The sequence below is a fragment of the Streptomyces sp. NPDC059142 genome (assembly GCF_042755665.1).
In the GTDB taxonomy this organism is placed as follows: domain Bacteria; phylum Actinomycetota; class Actinomycetes; order Streptomycetales; family Streptomycetaceae; genus Streptomyces.
In genome coordinates this window covers 1-1,114 of the sequence record NZ_JBHZDA010000118.1, presented here as the reverse complement: position 1 = coordinate 1,114, position 1,114 = coordinate 1, and the positions used below count along the sequence as shown (strand labels likewise).

At 73.8% G+C, this 1,114-nt stretch carries 1 protein-coding gene; it reads right to left on the bottom strand.

The window, feature by feature from the left end; all coding sequences use genetic code 11:
- Positions 1–674 precede the first annotated feature (674 nt).
- On the bottom strand, positions 675–1,046 hold the full coding sequence (locus ACFXPK_RS29240; protein ID WP_385080081.1) for a hypothetical protein: 372 nt from the start codon (positions 1,044–1,046) through the stop codon (positions 675–677).
- Positions 1,047–1,114 lie beyond the last annotated feature (68 nt).

Sequence of the window (1,114 nt, the reverse complement as noted above, 5' to 3'; positions counted from 1 at the left end):
CACCCTCCCACACACACTCTCACCCCCCCCCCCCCCCGGGGGGGGGGGCCCCCGGGCCTGGGCAGGCTCCCGGGGCGCGCGTCTGCCCGGCCCCGGGTGCGCCTGGCCGCTGGTTCCTCACAACTTCCCTGCGCAGGGGGCCGCGTGGCGTCGGCTGCTGCCGTCCGCGATGCAACAGAGTGGGGCAGTGCCTTCTCGCCTGCCGACCTTGCTCCTTGTGGTGCTGCTGGGCGTCACGGGCTGCACCACCGTGACGCCCAGCCCGCCGTCCGGCGACCGTCCCCTGGGGGTGCGCGGCCCGCTCGTGCCGGAGCAGGTGAGGCCGTCGGTACCCGTGCCGACGGCGCCCCCTCAGCGCTCCGTCCTGGAGCGGGTCGAGGGCGACCGGCCGCAGAGGACGGACGGGGCGGGTCAGGCGCCCCGGCGCCGTACGGCAGCTCCCGCTCGGCCGTACCGAGCGGTCCCTCCGCGAGTCCGACCCGCCCCGCGGCACCGGGCTCCCAAGGAGCGGTCGTACCCGACGCGGCACCCCGCCCTCAAGGCTCCTTCGGTCCGCACGCAGCCTCGTACGCCGCCCCACTCCGGGCAGATGCGCCATCTGTGCCGCCGTGCCGCCGCGGTTGCCTCCTCCGGCATTGTGGACCTCTGCCGCCAGAGCTGGGGCTGAGCGTTCGTCAGCGGTGGATACGGGCGCACGGAGTACCGGACGCCCTGGTGAACTGGATGCACAGGCGGGTGTTCTGCCGGAAGGTGCGGTTCAGCTTCCAGTCGACGCTGGAGAGCCGCGTCAATCCGGCGGACACGGGTGTCGCCGCCTTCCAGCCCGTCACCGCATACCTGCTCCCGTCGGGCCTGACCGCGTACAGGCGGCCGCGGACGTCGGCGGCGTGTCCGTCCATGGAGCCTCCCGCGCGGGACACCGTCAACCCTGTGCCCTTCACGCTCAGGCCCACCTTGCCCTCCCGCACGCTCGCATCCGCGTGGGCCGGGGACCCGGCCGAGGCCAGAAGTGCGGCCGCCGCCACCGTGTAGATCAGTTTCTTCATGCCCGGCTCAACGAACCGGACGGCATGCGGGCACGCCCTTTGCGTTGTAGCGCACGCTACATGTAGCG